This window comes from uncultured Eudoraea sp., from assembly GCF_947258925.1.
GTDB lineage: Bacteria > Bacteroidota > Bacteroidia > Flavobacteriales > Flavobacteriaceae > Eudoraea.
Window position 1 is genome coordinate 1 of the sequence record NZ_CAMYKG010000009.1, and the last position, 24,473, is coordinate 24,473.

At 37.3% G+C, this 24,473-nt stretch carries 21 protein-coding genes; 7 read left to right on the forward strand and 14 right to left on the reverse strand.

The window, feature by feature from the left end:
- Positions 1-742: 742 nt before the first annotated feature.
- Entirely contained in the window at positions 743-1,954 is a 1,212-nt protein-coding gene (hflX, locus tag Q0X77_RS04515) for a GTPase HflX (RefSeq protein ID WP_297793674.1), read from the reverse strand.
- A 76-nt stretch (positions 1,955-2,030) separates the two neighbouring features.
- Here hflX and Q0X77_RS04520 point away from each other — a divergent pair, with 76 nt between their 5' ends.
- The gene (locus Q0X77_RS04520) at positions 2,031-3,002 is read left to right on the forward strand and encodes an endonuclease/exonuclease/phosphatase family protein (RefSeq protein WP_297793677.1); all 972 of its coding nucleotides are present in this window, start codon (positions 2,031-2,033) and stop codon (positions 3,000-3,002) included.
- A gap of 29 nt (positions 3,003-3,031) precedes the next feature.
- On the opposite strand, the gene Q0X77_RS04525 is transcribed toward Q0X77_RS04520, so the two are convergent.
- Positions 3,032-3,745 (reverse strand): 3'-5' exonuclease, encoded by a 714-nt coding sequence (locus Q0X77_RS04525; protein WP_297793679.1) that lies wholly within the window; start codon positions 3,743-3,745, stop codon positions 3,032-3,034.
- Between the two features lie 255 nt (positions 3,746-4,000).
- Here Q0X77_RS04525 and Q0X77_RS04530 point away from each other — a divergent pair, with 255 nt between their 5' ends.
- Together Q0X77_RS04530 and Q0X77_RS04535 are read left to right on the forward strand one after the other, a co-directional pair.
- A complete protein-coding gene (locus Q0X77_RS04530; protein ID WP_297793680.1) occupies positions 4,001-4,198 on the forward strand; it encodes a hypothetical protein in 198 nt (65 codons plus the stop codon).
- 140 nt (positions 4,199-4,338) lie between these two features.
- A complete protein-coding gene (locus Q0X77_RS04535) occupies positions 4,339-5,475 on the forward strand; it encodes a hypothetical protein (protein ID WP_297793683.1) in 1,137 nt (378 codons plus the stop codon).
- Between the two features lie 158 nt (positions 5,476-5,633).
- Here Q0X77_RS04535 and Q0X77_RS04540 read toward each other — a convergent pair whose 3' ends face one another.
- The 10 genes from Q0X77_RS04540 to hemA form a co-directional block, all read right to left on the reverse strand.
- A complete protein-coding gene (locus tag Q0X77_RS04540; RefSeq protein WP_297793685.1) occupies positions 5,634-6,107 on the reverse strand; it encodes a methylated-DNA--[protein]-cysteine S-methyltransferase in 474 nt (157 codons plus the stop codon).
- Positions 6,108-6,111: 4 nt separating this feature from the next.
- Positions 6,112-7,215, reverse strand: a complete 1,104-nt coding sequence (locus tag Q0X77_RS04545) for a CNNM domain-containing protein (RefSeq protein ID WP_297793688.1) — start codon at positions 7,213-7,215, stop codon at positions 6,112-6,114.
- 41 nt (positions 7,216-7,256) lie between these two features.
- Positions 7,257-8,558 carry a serine hydrolase gene (locus Q0X77_RS04550; protein ID WP_297793691.1) on the reverse strand — a complete coding sequence of 434 codons (1,302 nt, stop codon included), beginning with the start codon at positions 8,556-8,558 and terminating at the stop codon, positions 7,257-7,259.
- A gap of 80 nt (positions 8,559-8,638) precedes the next feature.
- Positions 8,639-9,628 carry a porphobilinogen synthase gene (gene hemB, locus Q0X77_RS04555; protein ID WP_297793694.1) on the reverse strand — a complete coding sequence of 330 codons (990 nt, stop codon included), beginning with the start codon at positions 9,626-9,628 and terminating at the stop codon, positions 8,639-8,641.
- 42 nt (positions 9,629-9,670) lie between these two features.
- Complete coding sequence (locus tag Q0X77_RS04560; RefSeq protein ID WP_297793697.1) at positions 9,671-10,459, reverse strand: PhzF family phenazine biosynthesis protein; 789 nt, start codon at positions 10,457-10,459, stop codon at positions 9,671-9,673.
- A gap of 40 nt (positions 10,460-10,499) precedes the next feature.
- Positions 10,500-11,402, reverse strand: coding sequence for an oxygen-dependent coproporphyrinogen oxidase (gene hemF, locus Q0X77_RS04565; RefSeq protein WP_297793700.1), 903 nt, complete (start codon positions 11,400-11,402; stop codon positions 10,500-10,502).
- Positions 11,403-11,534: 132 nt separating this feature from the next.
- Complete coding sequence (hemE, locus tag Q0X77_RS04570) at positions 11,535-12,563, reverse strand: uroporphyrinogen decarboxylase (protein ID WP_297793702.1); 1,029 nt, start codon at positions 12,561-12,563, stop codon at positions 11,535-11,537.
- A 1-nt stretch (position 12,564) separates the two neighbouring features.
- Entirely contained in the window at positions 12,565-13,245 is a 681-nt protein-coding gene (locus Q0X77_RS04575) for a uroporphyrinogen-III synthase (protein ID WP_297793705.1), read from the reverse strand.
- Positions 13,242-14,156, reverse strand: coding sequence for a hydroxymethylbilane synthase (hemC, locus tag Q0X77_RS04580; RefSeq protein ID WP_297793709.1), 915 nt, complete (start codon positions 14,154-14,156; stop codon positions 13,242-13,244). The genes Q0X77_RS04575 and hemC overlap by 4 nt, the downstream gene beginning before the upstream one ends.
- Positions 14,156-15,409 (reverse strand): glutamyl-tRNA reductase, encoded by a 1,254-nt coding sequence (gene hemA / locus Q0X77_RS04585; protein ID WP_297793712.1) that lies wholly within the window; start codon positions 15,407-15,409, stop codon positions 14,156-14,158. Before hemA ends, hemC begins: the two co-directional genes overlap by 1 nt.
- A 180-nt stretch (positions 15,410-15,589) precedes the next feature.
- Here hemA and Q0X77_RS04590 point away from each other — a divergent pair, with 180 nt between their 5' ends.
- A complete protein-coding gene (locus tag Q0X77_RS04590) occupies positions 15,590-16,498 on the forward strand; it encodes an AraC family transcriptional regulator (protein ID WP_297793715.1) in 909 nt (302 codons plus the stop codon).
- Positions 16,499-16,657: 159 nt separating this feature from the next.
- Complete coding sequence (locus Q0X77_RS04595) at positions 16,658-17,317, forward strand: ThuA domain-containing protein (RefSeq protein ID WP_297793826.1); 660 nt, start codon at positions 16,658-16,660, stop codon at positions 17,315-17,317.
- Positions 17,318-17,373: 56 nt separating this feature from the next.
- Here Q0X77_RS04595 and Q0X77_RS04600 read toward each other — a convergent pair whose 3' ends face one another.
- Positions 17,374-18,210, reverse strand: a complete 837-nt coding sequence (locus Q0X77_RS04600; RefSeq protein WP_297793718.1) for an N-acetylmuramoyl-L-alanine amidase-like domain-containing protein — start codon at positions 18,208-18,210, stop codon at positions 17,374-17,376.
- 30 nt (positions 18,211-18,240) lie between these two features.
- Entirely contained in the window at positions 18,241-21,765 is a 3,525-nt protein-coding gene (locus Q0X77_RS04605) for a TraB/GumN family protein (protein WP_297793721.1), read from the reverse strand.
- Between the two features lie 211 nt (positions 21,766-21,976).
- Here Q0X77_RS04605 and hemH point away from each other — a divergent pair, with 211 nt between their 5' ends.
- A complete protein-coding gene (hemH, locus tag Q0X77_RS04610) occupies positions 21,977-23,008 on the forward strand; it encodes a ferrochelatase (RefSeq protein ID WP_297793725.1) in 1,032 nt (343 codons plus the stop codon).
- A gap of 88 nt (positions 23,009-23,096) precedes the next feature.
- Positions 23,097-24,473, forward strand: a complete 1,377-nt coding sequence (locus tag Q0X77_RS04615; protein ID WP_297793727.1) for an MATE family efflux transporter — start codon at positions 23,097-23,099, stop codon at positions 24,471-24,473.

Below are 24,473 nucleotides of genomic sequence, written 5' to 3' on the forward strand. Positions count from 1 at the left end.
GGATGATATTAAAAAACCCTGACAGTAATGTCAGGGTTTTTTTAGTTAAGCAGGTCTGTAAAATTTGGTTGGTAATTATTGTTTTGGTTAAGAATCGATCTGGGGAATCGAATACTTAAGATTAAGTTCAGGGTCAGATTTGGGGTTGAACACTATCACTTAATTACAATGTAAAGATATGCAGAGCAAGCTTTTGAACACAAAATATGTTGTGTAACTATCCCCTTATGTTGTGAAAAATATGAGTGGTTTATTTCTAACGATGAAATACACTTTAGATTTGACACTTCATCTTAAACCCTGCTATTTTCATAGTTCTGAAGATCAGGAAGATTTTGTTTTTCATTTCTATTTTGACAGCGCAAACAGTTTGATACCATAAAAAAACCCCGGCGTTTCCGTCAGGGCTTTATTAGAAAAGTAGGTTTGTAAAATTGGGTTTGTAATCTAATATTTTGGTTAAGTGCCGATTTGGGTTCGAATCATCCCAATTAAAATTGGGAGGAATAACACTTAAATTAAGTTATGCTTTGATTTGGGGTTAAACACTTTCACTTAATTACAATGTAAATGTATGTCTGTTCTTTTATATTCTGAAATTATTGTTGTGAATTGCATTAAGAATGTTGTGAAAAATATGAAGTGTAAAAATTGTCGGACAAATGACACATTTACTATTCCAATATGAAAGTAGTATTGAAAATGGGATTCATAAAATTATTCAAAAAATAGTGGATTTGATTTAATATTCATCAAGGTGTTCCGGATAGAGGAAATTATTATATGGAAATCGGGAAATATGGATTTCCCTAACCTTATCGTATACTTTTTTTCTGAACTCATCAAGATTCTCCTTTTTAAGTGCAGATATAAAGATGGCATTCTCACCTAATTGCTGCATCCAGGTATGTTTCCATTCATCAATCGTAAAGTGCCTTGAAGTTCTCTCCGTAACCAGGTCATCCACATCTATTGTTTCCTGTTCGTACAAGTCAATTTTGTTAAAGACCATTATTGTTTTCTTATCTGAACAGCCAATTTCATTTAATACCTGTTTTACAGAACTTATATGGTCTTCAAAATTCGGATGTGAAATATCAACAATGTGTAGCAACAAATCTGCCTCTCTTACTTCATCTAAAGTGCCTTTAAAACTTTCAACCAGTTGTGTTGGAAGTTTACGAATAAATCCAACGGTATCACTAAGGAGAAAGGGTAGATTGCCCAGCACCACCTTTCTCACTGTGGTGTCGAGGGTAGCAAATAATTTATCTTCCGCAAAGACCTTGCTTTTACTAATCACATTCATAAGGGTAGATTTACCTACGTTGGTATACCCTACGAGGGCAACACGTACCAGAGAACCACGATTACCTCGCTGGGTGCTCATCTGACGGTCAATTTTGGTAAGTTTCTTTTTTAAAAGTGCTATTCTATCCCTGACTATTCGACGATCGGTTTCAATTTCAGTTTCCCCCGGTCCTCTCATACCAATACCCCCTCTTTGTCTTTCAAGGTGTGTCCATAATCCGGTAAGCCGTGGCAATAAATATTCATACTGGGCAAGTTCTACCTGTGTACGTGCATAACTTGTTTTGGCTCTCTGAGCAAAAATGTCAAGGATTAAGCCTGTTCTATCGAGTATTTTACAGCGCAATATTTTCTCAATATTTCGCTGTTGTACCGCAGAAAGTTCATCATCAAATATGACTGACCCTATTTCGTTTTCTTTTACATAGTCTGCTATTTCCAGGATTTTACCACTTCCTATATAGGTTTTTGGATTAGGGACTTCAATGCGTTGCACAAAACGTTGCATTACTTCTCCTCCTGCCGTATACGTAAGAAACTCCAGTTCATCAAGATATTCCTTTACCTTCTCCTCATTCTGGTGTTTGTTCATTACACCCACCAGAATGGTTTTTTCATATTCTATATTCTGCTTCTCTAACATCTTACAAATTATAGTGCAAATCTAAGTAATTGGAATCAAGTGATTTTCGTAATTTTGAAAACCCAAAGAAAAACTTATGCTATTTTCATTTCTGAAAAGGAATAAACTCAAAAACATTCATACAATTGCGTTCTACAATCTTGAGAACTTATTTGATATAGGCGATGACCCTAATACCTTAGATAAAGATTTTACCCCAAAGGGCAAGAAGAAATGGACGAAAAGAAGGTATAAGAAGAAATTACTCAAATTAGCAAACACCATATCAGGAATTGGCTTGAAAAATTCAAACCGGCCACCTGTACTTGTCGGAATTGCAGAAGTTGAAAATGAAAAAGTTATAAAGGACTTAATTTCTTCAGGAGCATTAAAAAATGAAGATTACGGCTATGTTCATTATAATTCTCCTGATGAGCGGGGAATAGATACCGCTTTGCTATATCTCAAATCAAACTTTAACATCTTATATTCAACGCCCATTCCCTTACTAATATACAATCCCGAAGGGGAAAGAGATACAACCAGGGATATCCTTTATGTCCATGGATTATTAAACGGTGAGGAAATTCATGTTTTTGTAAATCACTGGCCTTCTAGAAGGGATGGGGAGTTGGATACCGAATATAAAAGAATCAAAGCTGCCGGGATTATAAGCGATTATATGTCGCAAATTGAAAAGAATTATTCAAACCCGAATTACGTTGTAATGGGGGATTTTAACGATGGTCCTGACGCCCAGAGCATTCGTAACCTGGTTGAGTCTAAATCCTTGTACAATCCAATGGAAAAACTATGGACCCCGGAAAGGGGTAGTGCAAACTACAGAAGAAGCTGGTCACTTTTTGATCAGATTTTGGTTTCACATAGCTTTTTCAATTATGCAGCAGGCACACATAGTTTTGCGTATGCCAATATTTTTGACGACCATCAACTAAAAGAATGGGGAGGTAAATATGCCGGAAATCCATTTAGAACATACGTAGGTCAAAAGTATAAAGGGGGCTATAGTGACCATTTCCCTGTATACATTCAATTGAAGTTCAATTAATGTATTTCCGGGATACTATATTCTGTGTTTTAGATATGTATTATTTGATCTTCACCTAATAATGGCTCATTGCGCAGCTTAAGAAAGACTTGTGCTAAAGTGATAACATCTAGTTCACAATAAGCCACTATGCGATCCAAATCTCCTTCTTCATAATAAACTTCCCGGACCATACTACCATCAATATCTTGTTTAGGGGAGGGAATACCCAGAACATTGGCCATTAACTTTAAGGAGGTATAATGCTTGAAATCCCCAAATTTCCAGAGCTCCATAGTATCCAAATGTGGCACTTCCCAGGGTTTTTTACCGAAAAGGTCCAGCTTATATGGCAGTGAAATACCATTAATGATTAGTCTGCGGGCAATATAGGGAAAGTCAAATTCCTTTCCATTATGGGCGCAAAGGAGATTTTTAGGGCGACTGAAATGTTCATTTACCAATCTTTTAAAGTCTTTTAGTATCTTCTCTTCCTTTCCGTGGAAAGTAGTAACCCTAAAATTTCGTATTCCTTCTTTACTTATGAAATACCCAACGGAGATGCATATTATTTTTCCAAATTCTGCCCAAATCCCTGCCCTATCGTAAAATTCTTCAGCAGTATACTCATCTTTTCGCTGATATTGCGACTTATGTTCCCAAAGTTCTTTTTTGTAATCATCTAATTGGGCATATTCGGGTACTTCGGGAACAGTTTCGATGTCTAAAAAAAGAATATGTTCAAGATTTAGATTCTTTATCATCCCAAATAACTATAAATAAACTTCATGTTGAATTAAATTCACCCTTTTAGTAAGTTGATGATCTTTGGGTCAATTCACTTAAAGATAAGAACAATATTCAGAATTCTTATCCTCTCCTTGATAAGTAGTTTATTCCAAGATAAGAGTAGTTCTTGCAAAAAGGATGCAGTTTATCGAATTGTAATCCCGGGATTCAATAAAACGAACAAAAAATCGTTTTAAATTACCTTAATAGATCTACTGATTTTTGTTGATATGAAACCAAAATTCTATATAAATGTCGTCAAAAAGCTACTTTCTCTGGCTTTTTTATTTTCTCTTTCTTTTGTAGTCTCCTGTACAAATGATGATTCAGATAATGAAGATGATTTAGAAATTGTCACCCCGGGAGAAGGTGCTGTTTTGGATACTTCCAAAGATGTTAAGACAGATAACACAGTTGGTACTAACTAGTACTGACAATTCTTTCAATCCTGATCATAAATCCCAGTTTGTTATTAATTAGATCGTAAACCTTTGTGCGCTAAAGCTCAAAGTAAATTGCTATTACGGCTACATACAAGATATTGTGTATCTTTAAAAAAAAAAGTTGCATGAAATCTTATAGGTTCCCATGGGTTCTCTACCTCTGTATTATTGTCACACTATTTCCAGCTTGTAGCAATGACGATAATCAACCCGGTTTTGATTCTGAAGTTCAATTCCCTAATTATACGGTAATAGGGGAGAATTTTCAAAGTGTTTTTCAGTTCAACTACGATGGACTTGTGGATAAAGGAGATTTATTCAACTTAACGACGGAAAGCAATATCAACAGAGAGTACCTTACGTTGAGGCAGGTATCCGACCTTATTACGTTTTTTAGTTTTGCAACTGGCAGTTTTTCTGCCGTGCAAAGAAATTACATAACTGGTGAAAGCACCTTTATAAATGAGTTTTATAGGGTATCAGATGATAGATCAGTTATTTGGGGGACCAATTCAGAAGATAAAATATTTATGGGATTTTATGTCCCCGAGGGGTCCACGAATTACAGTATACGGACATTTAACCTGGCTACTGATCAAGAAATAGATTTGTTCCTGGAATTTAATGTGACTGATGTATTTGAACCCCTCTATTATGGGGGTCGTCTGTTTATCACGTTTTTGGATGAACGATCCGATTACAAACTTGTGGTAATAGATGTTGACAGTAATACCCTGGTACAAACTTTTGAATTTGGAAAAACAGTCCCGAGTATTTTGATAGATAAAGAGGGGAATTTGATCATTGCTTCAGGGAATTCTGAAGGAGATTATGAACTTAATACCTATGATATACAAACATTGGAAGTAATAAAGCGGGATTCCTTCTCAGTAAACAGGTATTTTTCTCCTGGACCAATACAGTCTTTGGCCCAAATTGTAGATGACAAACTTTATTATCTAAATCTATATGCACAACCTTCATCTGTTCCTTTCGGTCCGGCCATATACGATTTTATTTCAGAAGAGAACAGAATCATTGATATGATCTCTATTGTACTTCAAGTTCAGGAGGAACTTGGACAGGAAATTGAACTTACCGCTTTTGATTTTGACGAAGAAAGCAACACATTTCTTATGGGTTACGCCATATTTGTGGATATAGAAACCCTTGAGGGCGGGGTTCTGGTTATTTCCGAAAAAGGTGAATTATTGAAGAATACCAGCCTTGAATTTGCACCAACAAACTTTATTAGGAACTAAAAACCAGTTAACCAACCATATAGTTTGTTTGCCTATGGCCAAATTTGGGCCTTTGCAATATTATTGAAGGTAATAGGTAGATAATGTACGACAAATAGCCCGTTTGCGCCGGAATTAATGTTTAATAGAAGATGGTACAAACCAATCAGTCTGGGGAATTAGAAAAGCGATTGTTGCTTTGTGGGACTCTCATGGTTTAACAGCCATTTTTTGCGGTGCAGTCCACCTGCATAACCAGTTAATGAACCATCGGAACCGATTACCCTATGGCACGGGACAATGATCCATAATGGGTTTTTACCATTGGCAGAAGCTACTGCACGAATCGCCTTTACATCGCCTAGTTTCTTTGAAAGCTCCAGATAAGACATCGTTTTACCGTAAGGTATCTCCAATAATGCGTTCCAAACCTTTTTTTGAAATTCAGTCCCTTCAGGATTTAATAATAGGTCAAAATGTTTCCTGTTACCTTCAAAATATTCATTTAACTGGTATACGGCTTCTTCTAAGGCTTCGGGAATTATATCGTTTTCTGCCTCATAATGCTCAAGCACTGTAACAGAGGAAAGACCATTTTCATCTCCTTCCAGTTTGGCATCACCCAGGGGTGTTTTCATGAAGGCAGTTGTCATTTTATTATTCTATTATACCTGTTCTTTTTGCGCGGACTTCCCATTTTTTTCGTGCCAGGAGCTGTAAATCTTCTACATTATCGCTTTCATCCATGATTTCAAGTCCCAATAAGGTTTCAATGACATCTTCCATAGTAACGAGTCCGCTTACAGAGCCATATTCGTCAACCACGAGGGCAATATGTTCCCTTTTTGCAATCAAAGTCTCAAACAGTTGTGGAATTGGGGTATTTCTCTTAGTAACAAGGAGGTCTCTTTTTATTGTTGCCAAAGGAATATCTACATTTTCATTTATAATCTCTTCCAGAACGTTATCTTTTAGAACATAGCCATTAATAATGTCAACACTCCCTGTGTATACGGGAATCCTGGAAAATCTTAATTTTGGATTTTCTTCAAAAAACTCTTTAACGGACATAGATTCCTCGGCAATTTTCATCACAGCTCTGGGCGTCATTATATCCTTTGCACATACTTCATCAAATTTTAATAGATTTTTGATCACTTTAGATTCAGATTCCTGAAAAACCCCTTCTTCATGAGCGATATCAGCCATTGTAGTAAAATCTTCTCTGCTGAGGACACTGCCATGCACCTCTTTTTTGCCAATTAGCCGTGTAAATAACTGAAGTACCCAAAGCAAACCAGTCCATTTTAAGAGCAAAACCATTATTTTCAGAATTTTAGAACTAATGTTGGCAAGTTTTTTCCAATAAGTTGCGCCAATAGTCTTAGGGATAATTTCTGAAAGGACCAGAATTAATATGGTCATTATTGTTGACACAACACCTACCATGACTTCTTCGGTATAAGGAATACCGAAAATTGTGCGGGTCGCACTCCCATAAAATTCCTGATAAGCCACCTTAGCCTGTACCCCTACTAGGATTGCACCTACAGTGTGGGCAATTGTATTTAAGGTAAGGATTGCAATCAGAGGCTGGTCTACATCCTTTTTTAACCCTTCCAGGGTATAGGCATATTGTTTCCCTTCTTTTTTCTTTACGTTTATAAAAGTTGGAGTAACACTTAAGAGAACGGCTTCCAAAATAGAACATAAAAAAGAAAAAAAGATTGAGATGAAAGCATAAAAGAGAAGTAATTCCATTTGGTTCAATTAGAATACTAAAATACTAATAATATGATTTACTATTTTGATAAATTCAGCGATCTACTGTCTTCGTAAAACAATTGATGCAGTTGTGTCCGGATATTCAAATTATATAAATTTCGATTTTGGCGGGTAGGATTAACACGATTTGATAAAAAAATATATACCAATTGGTTTATTGGATCTGCCCATACAAAGGTTCCCGTAAAACCACTATGTCCAAAACTGTCTTTACTAGCGCTCACGGCCGGATATGATTCAGATATGGGCAATTCCTTATTGTTTAACAACGGCTTGTCAAATCCAAGTCCGCGCCTGTTGTTATTCTTTGGATACTGAACTTTTGTAAACTCTTTAAGAGTTGCTTCGGAAAGATATCTTCGACCATTCAGAGTACCATAATTCTGATACATTTGCATTATTTTATACATATCCCTGGCAGTTCCAAAAAGCCCGGCATTTCCCGAAATACCTCCCAAAAGTGCCGCATTTTCATCATGTACCCATCCCTTTACAAGATCTTTTCTGAATAGTGTATCTACCTCTGTCGGGATAATGGTATTGCGAAAAGCTTTGGTTTTAGGTTTATACCCCAGGGTGGCTGCGCCCATGGGGATATAGAAATTTTTTTGCAAGTAGTACTCATAACTATTTCCGGTTATTTGTGAAATAAGTTGGGGGAATAGTAAAAATGCCAGTCCGGAATAGCGATAACTCTTTTTTTCATCCACTTCAGATCGGTCAATTGCCTTAAATATTTTCTTCTTAAATCTATTTTTCACAAAAATGTTGTCATATGCCTGATTTTCAAATTTGGCTGAGGGCTTGTTATGGATATATTTTCGTTTTAACCGACCATTTTTATGCACTTTTTTTAGAAAAATAATATAGGGCTCCATACCCGCCTGATGGGCTAACAATTCCCTAAGCGTTATATCTTTTTTGTCTTTTATTTGCTTCCAGGCTTTCCAATATGTGCTCAAAGGGAGGTCTAAATCGAGTTTACCTTCATCATATAATTTCATTAGTGCTGGTAAAGGACCGGTAATTTTTGTAACCGAAGCCAGGTCATATATTGCATTGAGAGTTACGGGATGCAGGCTGTCATAGGTATGAAAACCGTAGGCTTTATGAAAGATAACCTCACCTTTTCTGGCAACCAAAACCTGAGCTCCGGGAAAAGCTTGTTCAATTATTCCATTGGTTATAATAGAATCAACTTTATGGCTGGTATCCTTAGAAACGGAAACTATGGGGATCAGTTTTCCGGAGTTTTGGTTGAAATGATTTACGATTTTACCTTCTTCCGTAATAGGTTCCTGAGAAGTAAGGGTATTCAAAAAAATACCAAAAAGTATAAAAAAAACAAATCTATAATTATATAAAGGAAAGCTACGCATAAAATGATATGGTAAATTGACTATCCCATTAGTTTCACGGCATCTTTCGCAAAGTAGCTGGCGATGATATCCGCACCAGCTCTTTTAATCGAGATCAATTGTTCCATCATAACGGCGTCATGATCTAACCAACCTTTTGCAGCGGCGGCCTTGAGCATGGCATATTCTCCTGATACCTGGTAGACTGCCACAGGCACTTCCACTTCATTTTTGATTTCCCTCACAATATCCAGATAACAAATTCCGGGTTTAATCATAACTATATCCGCGCCCTCATCAACATCCATATGAGCTTCTTTAATGGCCTCTATTCTGTTAGATGGGTCCATTTGGTAGGTTTGCTTATCCTTAGGTACATTGTCTTTATCCACAGGTGCAGATTCCAGCGCATCACGAAACGGGCCGTAGAAACCACTTGCATACTTTGCGCAGTAAGACATAATTCCTGTATTTGTCAATTCTTCATCCTCAAGAGCTTCTCTTATAATTTGGATTCTGCCATCCATCATATCACTTGGTGCAACAAAGTCTGCTCCCGCCTCAGCATGAGAAATACTCATCTGTGCTAAGATCTCACTGGTTTCATCATTGAGGATTTGACCATCAGCTACTATCCCATCGTGTCCGAGCGAAGAATAAGGGTCCAGGGCAACATCTGTCATAACCAACATCTCCGGACATGCACTTTTCACCGTATTAATAGCGCGTTGCATTAGCCCATGTTCGTTTAGGGCCTCAGTTCCCTTATTATCCTTTAGTGATTCAGGCACTTTTACAAAAAGTAGAACCGCACATAGGCCCATATTCCATAGCTCTTTCGCTTCTTTACCTAAATTATCCAGACTTAATCTATAATAATTAGGCATCGATGGAATTTCCTCTTTAACCGAGTGACCTTCCACAACAAATAGTGGAACCAAAAAATCGCTGGGGGTTAAAATTGTTTCGCGCACCAAATGTCTGATGGCATTGTTTGCTCGTAATCTTCTATTTCTTCGAAGTGGATACATTGACTTAATTTTAAGTTTAAAGGTAACAGAAATGCGGGTATTCTATAAAATAATCTCACCTTTTAAATAGGGAACTGCTTTTCCTGCAATTTTTACCCTGCTGTCCAGGAATTCACAAAAAATATCGCCTCCTCTTTTAGAGAGTTGTTTTGCGGTAAGCTTTGATTTGCCCATAACTTTTGCCCAATAAGGAATAAGGCTCGTATGAGCGGAACCGGTCACCGGATCTTCATTAACGCCGCATTGGGGAGCAAAAAAGCGGGACACAAAATCTGTGCTATCCCCTGGAGCAGATACTATTATACCTCTGGCTTCAACCTGATTTAAAAGAAAGAAATTTGGGGTTATATCTTCTATCTGACGCTGATTTTCATAAATGAGAAGATAGTCCGTCTTTCCTTTTAATGTATATAACGGCTTTTTTCCTATTGCTTCGTTAATAGCTTGTACGGGTTCTGAATTTTTAATTTCATCTGCAGGGAAATCCATGATTAACAAGCCATTTTTACCTTTTTCCACCGCTAACTTCCCACTTCTCGGGGAGAAAAACTCAATTTTAGATTCATTATGCTCGTAATAATTATAAATGACAAAAGCTGTGGCAAGGGTAGCATGGCCGCACAAATCTACCTCCAACTCGGGTGTGAACCATCTTATGATATATTCGGCACCCTTTTTAACAGCGAAGGCGGTCTCCGCAAGGTTATTTTCCATAGCAATCTTTTGCATTAGGTCATCTTCTATCCAGCTATCCAGAATACATACGGCAGCAGGATTTCCGGAATATAACTGACCGGTAAATGCATCTATTTGATATATTTTTTGTTTCATAATTAAACCGTATTCACATTATAATTAGAAATTAAATGCGTTAAACCCACGATTTTGGATTTTCTAAGACTTCTAATAAAACAGCCTCCTCGCTTCCTTCTTCAGGATGATGATCATATTTCCACTGAACATGTGGCGGTAAGCTCATAAGGATACTTTCAATACGGCCATTTGTTTTTAATCCGAATAGTGTTCCCTTATCGTGAACCAAATTAAATTCAACATAGCGGCCACGACGAATTTCCTGCCAAGTCCTTTGCTTATTGCTATAGCTGAGATTTTTTCTTTTTATAACAATAGGTATATAGGCTTTTAAAAACCCGTTGGCAACCTCAGTGACAAAATCATACCAGTTTTCAATACTCATTGTCTCCGTGACTTTGCAGTAATCAAAAAATAAGCCTCCTACACCTCGAGCTTCATTTCTATGACTATTCCAGAAATAGTCATCACATTTCTTTTTATAAATTTTATAAAAATTGGGATCATGGGCATCACAAGATGCTTTACAAACGGAATGAAAATGCCTGACGTCTTCCTCAAACAGATAATAGGGTGTAAGATCCAGACCACCTCCGAACCATTGATCAACTATTGCCCCTTCTTTATCATACATTTCAAAATAGCGCCAATTGGCATGTACCGTTGGAACCATGGGATTTACAGGATGGAGCACAAGACTTAGTCCGCATGCATAGAAGTCAGCATCCACAACACCAAAATAGGTTTGCATACTCTTGGGGAGTTCACCATGAACAGCGGATATGTTTACGCCACCTTTTTCAAAGACCCCTCCATTCTCAATCACCCTGGTACGGCCACCACCTCCTTCGGGCCGTTTCCAAAGATCTTCATGAAACTTAGCAGAACCATCAATTTCCTCTAATTTGGACGTGATAGTTTCCTGGAGCTCTTCTATAAAGGAGTAGAATTTATTTTTCATATGATCTTGTAAATAATTTCATATCAAGGGGTTGTTCATTCTGTGGGATATAGCTTTTTAACAAAATCTTTTTCCATGTATACCCGCATTTTTCCGATACCCTAACTTTATAAATTAAAAGACCTTGCTATCTTAGGGCTTGTAGTCTTTTACGGCTTCAATGAATGCCTTTGCGTTTTCCACGGGAACATTGGGTAGAATTCCGTGACCCAAATTAACTACATATCTATCTTTTCCAAATTCATCAATCATCTGAGTGACCATTTTTTTAATCACCTCCGGGGGGGATAATAATCTTGATGGATCAAAATTTCCCTGTAATGTGATATTCCCTCCAGTTAAATATCTGGCATTCCTGGCAGAGCATGTCCAATCCACCCCGATCGCTGTCGCACCAGATTTGGCCATATCACCTAAAGCAAACCAACAGCCCTTACCAAAAACGATTACCTCGGTCTCATCTTTGAGTGCGTCGATTATTTGCTGGATATAGTTCCAGGAAAATTCTTTATAGTCAACTGGTGAAAGCATACCGCCCCAGGAATCAAAAACCTGAACTGCGTTGACACCTGCTTTCACTTTAGCTTTCAAATACGAGATAGTTGTATCGGTAATTTTCTGCAATAAATTATGCGCGGCTACTGGTTGTGTAAAACAGAATTCTTTGGCCTTATCAAAGGTTTTACTTCCTTGCCCCTGTACACAATAGCAAAGAATAGTCCATGGGGATCCTGCAAAGCCTATCAGTGGAATCTCATCCTGTAATTTCTCCTTAGTTGCAACAATAGCCTGCATTACATAATCTAACTCCTTATTAACATCAGGGACCAATACCCGGTCTACATCTTTTCCGGAGCGAATAGGTTGGGGCAAATAAGGCCCGAAATCCGGCTTCATTTGCACTTCGATCTGCATGGCTTGAGGGATTACAAGAATATCGCTAAAAAGAATGGCAGCATCCATACCAAAACGCCTGATAGGCTGGACAGTAATTTCAGAAGCTAGTTCCGGAGTTTGACATCTTGTAAAGAAATCATATTTCTCCTTAATTTTCATAAATTCAGGCAGGTATCTACCTGCCTGTCGCATCATCCACACGGGAGGACGCTCTACTGTTTCACCTCGTAATGCTCTTAAAAACAGATCGTTTTTTATACTCATATTATTTTTCTATGCTCAAATTATAATGAAATGTCACCCTTTTCAGCAGGCTTTCTATAGTAGGGTTATCAGCAACTACGATAGAATCTGTATGTAAAGCTGCTTCTCTTGCGGTGGTATCACCTATGCAAAATGCTGTACTTTTACCCAGTTCATTTGCTGAAGTAAAGCTCTGCACTCCACTTGGGCTAAAAAATAAAATCCCATCAAAAGACTCTGAAAATTGTTGAGGTATCAGTATGGTTTGGTAGACCTCAAGTTCCTTAAAATGAAGCTTGTTTTTTATTAAAATTTCAGGTAAATCATTAAGCCTTCTATTTCCACAAAAGAATAAAAAAGAATCATTTTTATAATTTTTTGATATAAAATAGCCTAATTCCGATGCATTTTTGGTCATTTTAATCACTTTGTGGTCATTTTCTTCCAAAAGGAGTTTTGTCTTTTCGCCTACACAAAAACAGCTTTTAGTTAACTCTTTATTTTTAAGGTAAAGCGATTCCCGTTTTAAAAACGATTTGACGGCATTCTGACTTGTAAAAATATAATGATCAAAATTGTCGTCTAATTGGAATTCTTTAAAATGGACTCTTATGGCTTCGTATTCCTGAAAATGCAAACCGGCATTAGTTAAAAACTTCTTTTGATCAGTACTAAGGAGTCTTGTGGAAAGGAGGTTTATCATTGGTTTAAACTGACTTTTATTTCCCGCATCAATTCTTCTCCTCCATTCATAAGTAACGCCCTGGCGCTTGTTTTACCAAAACCATCAACTTGAGTGAGCTCTATTTTCTCGTTGATGCTGACCGTGCGTTGACCATCAAGAGAAAGTAAAATACCCTTAAAATGCAAAAACTGATTCTCAATTGTAGCCAAGGCCCCGATTGGTGCCGTACAACCACCTTCCAATTCATTTAAGAACTCGCGTTCTACCCTGGTGCAAATTTCTGTTCTTTTGTGATTTATTGAGGCAAGTGCCTCCTTGCTAAACTGATCCTCTTTTTTTGTAACTGCCATCATGGCCCCCTGTGCAGGAGCTGGGATCATCCAGTTAAGCTCTGTATAGTTTGCAGGCACCTTCTTTAACCGTTCCAAACCTGCGGCTGCAAATACTGCTGCATTCCAGGAATTGTCTTCCAGTTTTTTTAGACGTGTGTTTACATTCCCCCTTAGGCCAACTACTTCATGTAAGGGATAGCGATGCAGCCATTGCGCTTTTCTTCTTAAACTTCCGGTAGCTATAATTCCTTCAGTGTTTAGAAAATCTAATCCTTTATGTACTAGAATATCTTTATAATTACCGCGTTTCAATACGGCTGCCTGAATAATTCCATTTGGTAAAACCGTGGGAACATCTTTCATAGAATGTACTGCAATATCAATTTTACCGGAAAGGAGTGCCATGTCCAGGGTCTTTGTGAATATTCCGGTAATCCCCATGGAATAAAGAGGTTGAGTTAAGTCCAAATCCCCATCAGATTTTACGGGGATTAATTGTGCCGAATACCCCAGCCCTTCAAGTTTTTTCTTAACGTCATTCGCCTGCCATAGTGCAAGTTCACTATCGCGTGTCCCAATTCGAAAAACATTTTTCATTAGGAGTTTAATTCTAGTTGAAAGACCCTCTGTATGAGTTCCAAGCTATCATCAGCTTCATTCTCGGAATCCTTCAGATGGTTGGCAAATTGTTTGGTAATCTTATGTATAATTCTTTCTGAGATGATATCGGCATGTTCTGCATTGAAATCCGTAATCTTCTTAGACTGAAAATCCAGTTCTTCCTCTTTTATTGATTTAAGTTTCTTTTTAAGAGCACTTATGACAGGAGCAAATTTTCTGGATTCGAGCCAGCTGTTAAAATCAGATTTTACCTCATCTATTATTGTTTCAGCCTGAGGGATGTATTGTTTTCTTCGTTCAAGGGTTTCGTCGGTAATTTGCGAAAGATGATCCAGGTGCAATACTGTTACATCATCTACCTCAGGTACACTATCGGCTACATTTTTGGGGATTGATAAATCCAGGATCAGAAGTGGTTTATTTGTATAAATTAGCTCCTTGGAAATAGTCGGGGTATTTGCTCCGGTTGCCACGATTAGAACATCAGCCTTTCGAATTTCCGTTTGCAAATCTCCGAAATCTTTTACCACAAGATTGAATTTCCCCGCAATTTTTTCAGCTTTGGTTTTTGTTCTGTTAATTAGCGTTATGTGCGAATGATTGGTATGTTTAATAAGGTTTTCACAAGTATTTCTACCTATTTTCCCAGTTCCAAAAAGTAAAATATTTTTATCCGCGATATTCGGGACGTTTTTTAATATGTACTGCACAGATGCGAATGCAACGGAAGTAGCCCCCGAAGAGATTTCGGTTTCATTTTTAATTCGTTTACTGGCCTGAATGACAGAATTAATAAGCCGTTCAAAAAAGTGATTGGTAAGATCATGTTTTTTGGAGCGGGAGAAACTTCGCTTTAATTGACTTATAATTTCAAAATCTCCTAAAATTTGGCTATCCAAGCCTGTGCCCACAAGAAACAAATGATTAATTGCTTCATAATTCTTAAATACGTAAGCTACTTCCTGAAATTCTTCAATTGATCCTTTGGAATGATCACAAAGAAGTTTAATTAATTGAAAGGGGTGCTGTGCAAAGCCGTGCAATTCTGTTCGATTGCAAGTAGAAATAATCAGAAGTCCATCAATCCCAACAGATTTAGCTTCGGATAATAGCGCATCCGTCGCTTCACGGTCTAAGCTAAATTTTCCCCTTGTAACGGCATCAGCATTTTTATAGCTCAACCCTACCGTATAGAAAGAATTATGTTTGGAGATATGATACCTCTTCATTAATTGTCAATATAGCTCACAAAAATAATAGCATCCAAGGAATAAAAATAACGCTGGCGGTACAAAATTTATCGCTCTAAGTTTTTTTTACATAAAAATCTCTCAAATTTTACAAAAACCCTTACTTTTATGCCCTTAACAGATATCAACAAGCTTTTTATTTAGAATCTATCTAAATAGATGGTTCATGAATTCACGAAAATGGTGGACAAAAACATCGCTCAAGGTTCTTTTAGAGAAGTCCTGATAAACGAAGATTTTTATGTTTTAAAAATCCAAAACGAAAGCCCGGAGGTTCAAAAGGTTATACGTGATATTGATAGCAGCTATATACAATTTCACTTCTGCCTTAAAGGGAACGCTAAATTTATCTTCAGCGGAGGCCATTATGCGCTTGAGGTAACAGAAGAAAATTCTTTGCTATTGTATAACACACAATTAGACCTTCCTATGAACCTGGAACTTAACGGTAATTCATGGATGGTATCGATTATAATGACAATAAGAAGGTTTCACTCTCTATTTTCCAAAGAGGCAGATTATATTCCTTTTTTAAGTGAAGACAACAAGGAGAAAAAATATTATGCACAGGAAAGTGTAACTCCCGCCATCGCGGTCATCCTAAGCCAGATAATTAATTATAACCTGCATCCATCCATTAAGTCGCTTTATATTAAAGCTAAGGTATACGAGCTTATCGCATTGTATTTTAACAAAAGTGAAGATGCAGATTTGGAACAATGTCCCTTCCTCGTAGACGAGGATAATATAAAACGAATAAGGCAGGCCAAGGAAATCATGATACAAAGAATGGCAGAACCTCCTACCCTGGCTCAACTATCCGAAGAGATTGGCCTTCCACTAAAAAAATTAAAAGAGGGATTTAAACAAGTGTATGGGGAACCCGTATTTAGTTTTTTGTTTGATTATAAAATGGACTTCGCCCGTAAAATGCTTGAATCTGGTGAGTATAATGTAAATGAAGTTGGGCATAGAATTGGTTATAGTACATCCAGCCATTTTATTGCTTCCTTTAAAAAGAAATATGGGACTACTCCAAAGAAATATTTAATGTCATTGCAGAATTAATTGTATTATTCAAATAAATTTTTAAGATTTAATCATCTATATAACACACTCATGAAAATACCTGGAAGATTTATTGCCGCTTTGCTTTTTTGTGTCTTGTTCATCACATTTTCTCAATCGCAAACAAAAGAAGAGAATATACCTTTAATAAAAGAAGATATGGCTCAAATTCTGGTCTATACAAAAACTATGGGGTATAGGCACAAATCCATTGAAAAAGGGGTAAGTACCCTTAAAAATCTAGGATTAACGAATAATTTTTCAATTGTTCAAACAGAAGATTCATTGCAATTCAATGATGCTAATTTAAAAAAATATGATTTGGTCTTATTCTTAAGTACAACTTTAGATGTTTTGGGTCCTGATGGGGAAAAAGCATTTAAAACGTACATCAATAATGGGGGTAATTATATGGGTATTCATGCAGCAAGCGACACAGAATATGACTGGCCCTGGTATGGTAAATTAGTAGGGGCATATTTTACAAGTCACCCGAACAACCCGAATGTCAGAGAGGCCAAAATGAATGTCGTTGACAAAAAACACCCGGCTACAGCGCATTTAAAGGACAGCTGGGTGCGCACTGATGAATGGTACAACTACAAGCTTGTAAATACAGAGATGCAGGTACTGATTTTCCTGGATGAATCTTCTTATGAAGGAGGTACAAACGGTGATAATCATCCAATTGCCTGGTATCATGAGTTTGATGGGGGACGTGTCTTTTATACAGGAGGGGGTCATACGGAGGAATCCTATGATGAACCCGATTTTCAAAAACATTTGTTGGGGGGTATAAATTATTGTCTGGGGAGATAGCTGCAGTTCTCTGTAAAAATTCAGATATCCAAATCAAAAGAAATACAAGTAATTGGCTATAGTGGTCGGGCCACCATTATTCCTGTATTGTTCTTTACTTTTTTTAAGTAATCCACTAATGGCATTTCCGAAACCTCAACTTCTCCTGAAGAAGAAGCATGTAATAAGTGAATGCGACCGTCTTGTTCTTTGGAGGCAATTCCAGTATGGGTTATATCCAACCCATTGATGGAGGTTGTCAGCGCAATAATATCACCGCTTCGTATGCTGCTTTCATTGGCCTCAATAAGATCCTGTGGTAAAAAACATATGGATTGCTGATTGAGATAATTTTCAGATTCCCTGATTTTCTGATAGTTATCTTCATCTTTTAAGAAGGGATATAGATCTCTATGAGTACTCATAAAGTTAATAACTTTATTGATTTGCTGACCTCCTATTTCTGCAGTAATATCCTTCAGCAGTCCTTTCTTTTCATTATTTGCAATCCATTCAGAAAAATAATGCAATCGTGATGCATAGCCATCTAACTTACCATCCTTGTAGCGTATATTTTCCAGTTCATCGGCATATGCATCAAAATTCATTTTGTCTTCGATAATTAAGTTGCTAAAAGCCAAAACGTTTTCAACAAAGGTCGTACAATCCAGACCGTGCAAATTTATTACCAGCGACTCGGTTTCTCCAATTTCCAAAGTTTTGGCTGCATATGGAATTCCAAGAAATGTTTTGCCAACAAGGACCATGGTTCCGCCAATATCCGATTGCTCAAGGTTTTGTATTTCTCCCATTTTAGCATCAAAAGCAATTTTGTCCTGATCAGAACAAATAACAGCCTGGGCACTAGTGTTAAGGGATATGAAAAAGAATAGTAGTAATGGAAATATTTTCATGGCTGTTTGCAATTACTGCAAAAATACAACTTAGAAGCCTATACTCCCATAAGTTCTGTAATTGTTTGGCTTATAGGGAATTGCCCTGTAACGGTCTTTTAATAGAAAGGTTTCTGTCACGAATTCCACAGTCTCTTTCTCAGTATCTGTATCCGCCATTCGCAGCCCGTCATTAACATAAAAAGGAACTGAATTGAAAGGATCATCATCATCAAATACCACCATGTGTATTTTAAAATTCTTGTGATAATCCTGATTGTTTTGGGATTTAAAGTAAAATGCAGAACAAGATTTATTTCTGTAGATTAGAGATTTATGTCCAATATAAATAATGGTGTCTTTATTTCTATCAAATTTTCTATCCTTGTAAATATAGGCTTCAGCCAAAGATTGCTGAGAACTGTATTGATGCGGGAAAATATCGGATTTCCCTTGCGCCATCAATTTGTTATACAATAATATCCTTGTATTAATGTCATACGCCATGGCGTTTATCACAGCCGTGGGAATATCCTTTCCTTCCGAAGCCAGGAGTGTTAAATAAGTACTGCGTATTTGAGGATCTTTTACAAGTAGGATTCGGTTGAAAAACTTATCCATTTCTTTTTCTCGGGCAAAAGGATAAAGCAAAACAACATAATCTTCCAATATTTCATTGTTTCTCAACCTTGTATAATTTGCCAGCCTTGTCCTGGGCTGCGTATTGTTTTGTTCACCAAGGTGTCTTTTCAATAGAATCTTGGCATCACTTAATAGTTGTGCCCGGTATTTCTTGTATACTGAAGGCTTAATAAAGCCCTCCTTCTTAAGTTTAGCCAAAAGTGAAAAAATAGGTGCTTTGTATTCGGCAATCAAACTGTATTCCAATATTTGTGGATATAATTTCTTTGCCAATCCCAAACTGTCATGATAAGGTTTGAAAATATTTTTTATTTCCTTGGCATTTGTAAGTAAAGGCAGATCTTGTGACATAAGTTGGAGCAATAGATCCACTGATTTTTCATCTTTTTTACGAGCAATGGACTGCAGAATTTTAATTTGAGCAGTGGAGTTATTGTATGATTCTGTATACAAGTTTGTAAAGAACGGGACGACTTTATCGTGTTCTATTTCTCCAAGTCTGGTGATAAGGTATGATTGTATTTGTTTTTTATCTTCATCAAAAGGGTAATGTGAGATGTAGTAGCTTAATGAATCAACATGGCGTTCATCAAACAAAAGATACTTGTGGCCTTTCAAAACAATACTATCATTTTCTCTTAGTGCCCTAAAAAAATCTGAAGTTTTATCCTCCAGGAGATCTCTTCCTATGGGTTCTCCTTCTGGTTTAAAATTATCATAAAAAGCCTTGACAAAAGCGCTGGGTTTTGAAATGGTATCAATTACGGTCTTAATTTCATAAAATAGCCCGCCGCGTATTACATTTTTGAGCAAAATACCCCGGGTACTGGCGGAATCTGTTATTACGAATTCTATCTCATGATATCCTTCGTCATATACTGTGGTTTTTTCATTTTTAATGTGAAAATGTTTATCTAAATAGTGTTTTTTGCGCAATTCCCAAATGGAATCAACATTAGAAAAGGTAAGGTAGTCATGAGATTTAGTTATCTCAACTTCGATAGCCTCATTATTTTTATTCTGATAAATTGTCTTTTTGGAATAAGGGCTGTAAGCCTTTGTTTTTTTCTTGTTTCCGAACCGATAATTGCTGTGTTGAACAAATTTGGGCGGATCAACTGATGTAATAGTGCTGAAATGCAAGGCTGTATCCACGACCTTTTTGAATACTTCTGGATATGCGATTTCTTTTAATTTAAAAGAATTGAAAAAATCTTTAGCGTTTTTTTCATTTGTTGTCCGAACACCAAGTAAATAATAATCGCCGCGTTTGATTACGGTTTTAAGGTATAAATCTTGCCCAGTTACCGAATCCCAAACGGATTTAGACGTAAGAGCTTCAGCTTCATAATCATTGTATTGAGGTTTAAGTTTGAGATCCTGATATAGTCGTTTTTGAATCTGTTTAAGCTCAAAAGTATCTTCCTCAATATAATTTAAGTCATTCAGAGTATTCTTCTTTAAGAAATAGTAGGATTTCGTTTCAGGATCGTATCCTTCAATATGCCGACTGCCAATTCTGGTCGTATTAGTATATCTATGCAGCTCCGGCATGGATATTTCAAAATCTTTATACGCTGAAGATATTAACCTGCTTCCTTCATCCGGCTTTTTAAATTTTAGGCTATTAAATATTCGATCTGAATTATTTACTATGTAATCACCTTTACCTCCCATTTTAAATATCAGGATTTCCAGGGGTGTAACGTAAATCTGATATCTTTGGTGATCGCCGTTTTTTAATTTGTTCCTTATATCCAGGCCTTTGAATCTCTTGTTGGCAACAGGGGTTTTACTTAATATACTACCAGGTATATTTTCAAACAACAATTGATCAATATCCTCTAAAGTATAGTCACCACCTGGTTTTAGACTGGAATATGTTGGAATCCTATTCACCATAAAATAACTGCCATTTGCTAAATCCGGTGAAACATAAACTGTAGTAATTTTTTCTGATACCGGATATAATTTATTTGGGAGTGAAATGGTAAAAAATTTATCTTCCGGCCCTACCATTGTAAGAGCATGCTTTTTAATTTTCTTTGAGAATTTTTCCTTGAGTTTTTGTCCTTTCTCAGTGGCTTCTGAAACTAAAGGCCGAACAACATATCCTTTTTGCCTCAATAAAGCAATGACTCCATGATCACCGGGTAAATGAGCCGCTCCTATTCCTGCAAATACTTTGGCATTTTGAATAGCCGAATCCAAACTTTTTGCCATATTTTCATTGCGGATATAGAGCATATTCTTCAAATAATGGTCGGTGTACATAGCCTTATCAATCGAGTCGAGCAGGCTTAAGTTGCGCTCTCTGTAAGCATCTTGCATTAAAAACATTAAATCTTGTTGCTGCATTCGTTTTTGCAACCATTCATCAGGCTTCATTTTCATAGAATTCAAACTTGCCCTTCCGACAAGGGTAGCTGATTCCTCTAGTTTCTCCAACGCAAGAATGGGTTTGTTAAACCGACTTCCTGCCCGGTAGATGAACATATCCAAATAAGTATCTTCTTCAAAGTTTTGATTGTATTCATTGGTTCTATAAAGGATACCATTGACCAATCGTTCTTCAAAAGCCAGATAAGAAGCAAGATCTTTTTTACGTGGGTGCGGTAAGGCAAAAGCGTGGGTATAAAAGCCTTTGGTAGTAAAACCATAACCTTCTTTCAGTGAATTTGAACCGAAGCGCTCTTCACTATCCAGCCAGGTTTCGGGATTAGATTCCAGGGCAACTATTTCACTTTTGTCCAGGGCCTCATAAAAAACATCATCCAGCCTAAAAGCTACTTTTTTACTAACGTGCATTGTGCCATACAAATAGGAGGACTTTTCTAAGCCATTTCCGGAAATTTCCCAGAGTAAACTATTTTCCGATTGGGCATAGCCCATCGCAGAAAAAACAAAGCAAATGAATACAAAGCGTAAGCGCATTATTTTGGTATGTTTGGGCCCTCGGGGGGACTTTTAGCTAAGTTAAAATATTTTTCAAAACCAAATAATATCCAACAAATTCTAAGTCTGAGTGGTTAGCTCAATAAGAATTGTTTATAAGGTCATCAGAAAAGTATTCGCCTAAATTTAACGGAGTTTCATTCCAAGTAGTATTTTTGTATTGTTAAAAAAAATTGCTTAACAGGGAAATATGAAGGGTGTATTACTGGTTAATTTAGGATCTCCGGACGCTCCTACAGCTAAGGAAGTAAAACCGTATCTCGATGAATTTTTAATGGATGAGCGCGTCATAGATGTGCCAAAATGGTTGCGAAATTTACTGGTAAGGGGAATAATTTTGCAAACCCGTCCTAAAAAATCTGCAAAAGCTTATGCTAAGATCTGGTGGGAAGAGGGGTCACCTCTAATAGTAATTTCAGAGCGGTTTACATCCAAGGTAAGGCAGCAAACCGAACTGCCTGTAGCCCTGGGGATGCGATATGGTTCTATGAGCATTAAGAATGCCTTAAAGGAATTAAAAGACAAAGGAGTTAGTGAAATATTACTTGTACCACTTTACCCGCATTACGCTATGTCTTCCTATGAAACTGTGGTGGTGAAAACCATGCAGGAACAACAGAACTATTTTCCCGAGTTAAAAATTACTACGCTACCGGCCTTTTATAAGAATTCAGATTACATAAAGGTTCTTTCAGAACGAATTTATGAGGGATTACAAAACTTTGATTACGACCATATTTTATTTTCTTATCACGGGATACCGGAACGGCACATTAGAAAGTCAGATCCTACTAAATTCCACTGCAAAATTGACGGGAAGTGCTGTCAGATTAATTCGGTAGCACACCACACCTGCTACAGACACCAGTGTTATGATACTACCGAATTAGTAAAAACAGAATTAAATCTGCCCGAAGAAAAGGTGAGTAGTTCATTTCAATCTCGTCTTGCCGGGGATCCATGGTTAAAGCCATATACGGATTTTGAATTTGAACGTTTGGCCAAAGAAGGCGTTAAGAAATTGGCAGTGATTACTCCTGCCTTCGTAAGCGATTGCCTTGAGACTCTGGAAGAAATTGCAATGGAAGGTAAAGAACAATTCTTGGAAGCAGGAGGAGAGGATTATGTACATATTCCTTGCTTAAACGATAATGATTCATGGGTGAGCCTAATGGCACAATGGATAAATGAATGGAATAAAAATAAAACCCTGCCGGTTTAATAGCAAGCTTTGATTTCGTATTTTTTCGACTTTTAAGAACTCAGTTCATCAGGCTATATAATTATAATTTTATGATCATTTCCCAATAATGGCTAAAGTCTCTGCAGATCAATTAGGTACTGAACCTATAGGGAAACTCCTCATAAAACAAGCAGTGCCGGCTTCCATCGGCATTCTTGTAATGTCGCTAAATATACTGGTTGACACCATATTTGTTGGTAACTGGATAGGCTCAATTGCCATAGCGGCTATTAATGTTGTACTTCCTGTTTCTTTTTTTATCGCGGCATTGGGAATGGCTATTGGAATAGGAGGGAGCAGTATTATATCACGTGCCCTTGGGAGTGATAAGAAAGAGAAAGCCCTAAAAACCTTTGGCAATCAAATTACGCTTACCTTACTGGTAACTACATCTATGGTGGTATTAGGACTGTACTATGTAGACAGCTTAATACCGGCCTTTGGAGGGAAAGGCGCCATCTTTGAACCTGCCAAGATCTATTATATCATAGTACTGTACGGTGTACCTTTTTTAGCCCTCTGTATGATGGGCAACACGGTTATTCGGGCCGAGGGTAAACCAAAGTTCGCCATGATAGCGATGATAATACCCTCAATAGGTAACCTTGTTTTGGATTACCTTTTTATTTATGTTTTTGACTGGGGAATGCACGGTGCTGCATGGGCTACCACCGCAGGATACCTAATGTGTTTTGCATATATTTTTTACTTTTTCAATTCAAAAAATTCTGAACTTAAACTCAACTGGCATCATTTTGGGTTAAATAGGGCTATTATAGGGGAAATAGGTTCTCTGGGATTTGTTACGCTCTCCCGACAGGCGGTGACCAGTGTCACTTATTTACTTATGAACAATATTTTGTTCGACCTTGGAGGTGAACCCCTGGTTGCGGTCTATGCAATAATTGGACGAATGTTAATGTTCGCACTTTTTCCTGTTTTTGGCGTTACCCAGGGTTTCCTGCCAATTGCCGGATATAACTATGGAGCTCATAAATACGATCGTGTTAAAGAGGCTATTAATACAGCTATTAAATACGCCTCCTTAGTTGCAACTTTGGTATTTATTGGTCTCATGGTGTTTCCGGCTGAAATAGCATCTTTATTTTTAAGCGATAAACCCAATATGTCAGCCCTGGAAATGGCAACTAACGCCTATGTGATGGAGCATGCTCCATCTGCGATGCGTTGGGTTTTTGCCGCAACACCAATTATTTCTATTCAACTCATAGGAGCTGCATACTTTCAGGCAGTTGGCAAGGCGGTTCCGGCTTTGCTCCTGACTTTAACCAGACAAGGATTCTTTTTTATCCCCTTGATCCTGATTTTACCAAATTATTTAGGAGAATTGGGGGTTTGGATTTCTTTCCCAATTGCCGATGTTTTGTCCACCCTGGTTACCGGTTTCTACTTAAGACAAGAAGTGAAGAGATCACTGGTCTGA

What these genes read in the sequence shown, in the direction of transcription:
- Q0X77_RS04520 (WP_297793677.1), top strand. Translation starts at nt 2,031, where the DNA reads ATGCTATTTTCATTTCTGAAAAGGAATAAACTCAAAAACATTCATACA.
- Q0X77_RS04535 (WP_297793683.1), top strand. Translation starts at nt 4,339, where the DNA reads ATGAAATCTTATAGGTTCCCATGGGTTCTCTACCTCTGTATTATTGTC.
- Q0X77_RS04605 (WP_297793721.1), bottom strand. Translation starts at nt 21,765, where the DNA reads ATGCGCTTACGCTTTGTATTCATTTGCTTTGTTTTTTCTGCGATGGGC.
- hemC (WP_297793709.1), bottom strand. Translation starts at nt 14,156, where the DNA reads ATGAAAAATGTTTTTCGAATTGGGACACGCGATAGTGAACTTGCACTA.
- hemB (WP_297793694.1), bottom strand. Translation starts at nt 9,628, where the DNA reads ATGTATCCACTTCGAAGAAATAGAAGATTACGAGCAAACAATGCCATC.
- Q0X77_RS04600 (WP_297793718.1), bottom strand. Translation starts at nt 18,210, where the DNA reads ATGAAAATATTTCCATTACTACTATTCTTTTTCATATCCCTTAACACT.
- hemF (WP_297793700.1), bottom strand. Translation starts at nt 11,402, where the DNA reads ATGAAAAATAAATTCTACTCCTTTATAGAAGAGCTCCAGGAAACTATC.
- Q0X77_RS04590 (WP_297793715.1), top strand. Translation starts at nt 15,590, where the DNA reads ATGGTTCATGAATTCACGAAAATGGTGGACAAAAACATCGCTCAAGGT.
- Q0X77_RS04595 (WP_297793826.1), top strand. Translation starts at nt 16,658, where the DNA reads ATGGCTCAAATTCTGGTCTATACAAAAACTATGGGGTATAGGCACAAA.
- Q0X77_RS04560 (WP_297793697.1), bottom strand. Translation starts at nt 10,459, where the DNA reads ATGAAACAAAAAATATATCAAATAGATGCATTTACCGGTCAGTTATAT.
- Q0X77_RS04545 (WP_297793688.1), bottom strand. Translation starts at nt 7,215, where the DNA reads ATGGAATTACTTCTCTTTTATGCTTTCATCTCAATCTTTTTTTCTTTT.
- Q0X77_RS04525 (WP_297793679.1), bottom strand. Translation starts at nt 3,745, where the DNA reads ATGATAAAGAATCTAAATCTTGAACATATTCTTTTTTTAGACATCGAA.
- Q0X77_RS04530 (WP_297793680.1), top strand. Translation starts at nt 4,001, where the DNA reads ATGAAACCAAAATTCTATATAAATGTCGTCAAAAAGCTACTTTCTCTG.
- hemE (WP_297793702.1), bottom strand. Translation starts at nt 12,563, where the DNA reads ATGAGTATAAAAAACGATCTGTTTTTAAGAGCATTACGAGGTGAAACA.
- Q0X77_RS04575 (WP_297793705.1), bottom strand. Translation starts at nt 13,245, where the DNA reads ATGATAAACCTCCTTTCCACAAGACTCCTTAGTACTGATCAAAAGAAG.
- hemA (WP_297793712.1), bottom strand. Translation starts at nt 15,409, where the DNA reads ATGAAGAGGTATCATATCTCCAAACATAATTCTTTCTATACGGTAGGG.
- hemH (WP_297793725.1), top strand. Translation starts at nt 21,977, where the DNA reads ATGAAGGGTGTATTACTGGTTAATTTAGGATCTCCGGACGCTCCTACA.
- Q0X77_RS04540 (WP_297793685.1), bottom strand. Translation starts at nt 6,107, where the DNA reads ATGACAACTGCCTTCATGAAAACACCCCTGGGTGATGCCAAACTGGAA.
- Q0X77_RS04615 (WP_297793727.1), top strand. Translation starts at nt 23,097, where the DNA reads ATGGCTAAAGTCTCTGCAGATCAATTAGGTACTGAACCTATAGGGAAA.
- hflX (WP_297793674.1), bottom strand. Translation starts at nt 1,954, where the DNA reads ATGTTAGAGAAGCAGAATATAGAATATGAAAAAACCATTCTGGTGGGT.